This is a genomic window from Ilyobacter sp., from assembly GCF_041583315.1.
Classification (GTDB): domain Bacteria; phylum Fusobacteriota; class Fusobacteriia; order Fusobacteriales; family Fusobacteriaceae; genus Ilyobacter.
The window spans coordinates 1-2,363 of record NZ_JBFHGC010000457.1; the positions used below are offsets into that span (position 1 = coordinate 1).

Genomic DNA, 2,363 nt, shown 5'->3' on the forward strand with positions numbered 1-2,363 from the left:
ATAGAGGTCATAAATAAGGGTGTTCCAGGAGAGACAGCCTCCCAGGCCAGAGAGAGATTTGAAATAGATGTTCTGAGTCTTGATCCTGATATAGTCATATTAGAACTAGGGGCCAACGATTATCTCAGAGGAGTACCCAGTGAAAGAACAAAAGAGGACTTGAAGTATATGGTAGAAAAGCTCTCAGCAAGGGGAACAATAGTCTTTGTTGCAAAATTTTTCCCTAAAAAATCCATTGTATCTTTTATAAAATCAAAGGATAAAAAAAGTTATGATGAAATGTACAAAGAACTCTCTTCTGAAAAGAATGTTTTTCTCATTGAAGATATATGGGGGGAAGCCTGGGGAAGGCCGAAATATATGAGTGATACAGTCCACCCCAATGAAAAAGGATATGAAATAATGGCAGAAAAATATTTTGAAGCTGTCAAAGTTCTCTTTGAATACAATAATCTTGTAAAATAAAAATCAGCCAGATATCCCGGCTGATTTTTATTTTGAAAAGACTCTATTTTTTCTTGAAGAGATGTATCAAGTGCTTCTTTCCCAGACCGGAAAGCATGGGAATCTTATATAGAGAATCCATCAGTTTATGATGTTTTTTCTCTTCCATGTTTAAAAATCTGTAGAAAGAAAGAATCTCTCTGTTTATGTGGGCATCACTTCCAAAGGTGGCATTCAGATCATATCTTTTTCTCAGATCCTTGGCAGTGAGATTCCTTTTTTTTGAAAGGGAATGGTTATATGTTTCCAGAGAGTCTACTCTTGTCAGAACCTCAGAAAGATAATCTTTATTTTTAAGGTAATTTTTCTGAGCTATTCCGTTTATGTGAGGTATGGAAATATGACAGCCTCTTCCTTCTAAAATATCCAGGAAATAAAAAACGTTCTTTGTGGTTCTGGCCATTCTATAGGGGTGCTTGTTCCCCTCTACCTCTCTTACATAAAACTCCTCAAGGTCCTCAAAATTTTTGAAGTATACTAAAAGTTCAAATCCGTCCTCGCATCCTAGCTCTATACCAGGTACCACACTTACGCCCAGTTCTGCTATTTTTACAGAACCTCTGATCTCATTGTGGTCTGTTATGGATATGAGATGTTTTTTTTCATTTAAGAAATCTATAAAAAATTTTGGGGTATTGTATCCGTCTGAAGCACATGTATGAAGGTGCAAGTCGAGGTACATAGTGTCGTCTTTTGGCTCGAAATCATAGAATTCGTAAAAATAATCTGATAATTTATCAAATTCAATCATTAAAATTACCCCCTTAGAGAATTGGAGAAAATAGTCTGCTTATGGATTCCTTGAATTTTACCAATAATTTTCTGTTATGGTAAATTTCTCTTGTTATAGACGAACTTTCTGCCAGGTCCTCTATAAATGCTGTCTTTAATTTTTTTACTGTTTCAGAATCATATATAAAAGCATTTATTTCAAAGTTTTGATAAAAACTCCTGTAATCAAAATTTGAGCTCCCCACAGTTGCTACCTCATCATCGACGATGACCACTTTACTGTGTATAAATCCATTTTTATAGGAATAAAACTTCACTCCGGTACTGATCATCTCCCCTACATAAGAGTGGGTTGCCCAGTACACCATGAGGTGGTCAGGCTTATCCGGAATCATGATTTTTATATTTACCCCAGAGAGAGAAGCTGTTTTCAAGGCCTCAAAAATAATATCATCTGGGATGAAGTAAGGAGTCTGAATATAAATATATTTTTTTGCTTTTGTTATCATGTGGATAATGGCATCTCTTATCAAACGAAATTCATAATCTGGTGCACTGCCAACAATCTGTACAGAACAGTTTCCAGAATGATATTTTTCAGGAAAGTATTTTTTTTCATTATATCTGCTCCTGAATTTTGTACCGAAACTTAAAAATTTTTGATTTTTGATGAAATCCCAGGATGAAAAAAACTCTTTCTGAAGTTCATTTAAAACCTCACCACTCATTTTTATATGTGTATCCCTCCAGTTTCCCAGGGGGCCTTTACCCAGATATTCATCTCCGATATTAAATCCCCCTATATATCCAAATTTTGCATCAATGATACAGATTTTCCTGTGAGTTCTGTAGTTGGCTCTCAGGTTTATAAAGGGCAAATATGAAGGGAAGAATACCTGAACATCTATTTTTGAATTTCTGAGGTCTCTGATTTTTTTTAACGGAAGTTTTCTGCATCCTACACCGTCTAATATTAGTTTCACTTCTACACCGGATTTTGCCTTTTCCTTTAAAATAGAAAAGAATTCTTTTCCCAACTGGTCGTTGTCAAAGATGAAATATTCCATGTGAATATAAGAATCTGCATTTTTTATCTCGCTTTTCATATCATGAAAAAGCTCTTTTCC

3 protein-coding genes are annotated in these 2,363 nt (G+C 35.0%); 1 reads left to right on the forward strand and 2 read right to left on the reverse strand.

Features of this window, described 5'->3' with window-relative positions:
• Window positions 1-465: GDSL-type esterase/lipase family protein (locus ABZA26_RS12855; protein ID WP_372714910.1), on the forward strand; the 465-nt coding region annotated here is incomplete at its 5' end.
• 43 nt (window positions 466-508) lie between these two features.
• On the opposite strand, the gene ABZA26_RS12860 is transcribed toward ABZA26_RS12855, so the two are convergent.
• Complete coding sequence (locus ABZA26_RS12860) at window positions 509-1,255, reverse strand: PHP domain-containing protein (protein WP_372714911.1); 747 nt, start codon at window positions 1,253-1,255, stop codon at window positions 509-511.
• A 13-nt stretch (window positions 1,256-1,268) separates the two neighbouring features.
• Window positions 1,269-2,363, reverse strand: a 1,095-nt coding sequence (cls, locus tag ABZA26_RS12865) for a cardiolipin synthase (protein WP_372714912.1), incomplete at its 5' end; no start/stop codon positions are given.

What these genes read in the sequence shown, in the direction of transcription:
- ABZA26_RS12860 (WP_372714911.1), bottom strand. Translation starts at nt 1,255, where the DNA reads ATGATTGAATTTGATAAATTATCAGATTATTTTTACGAATTCTATGAT.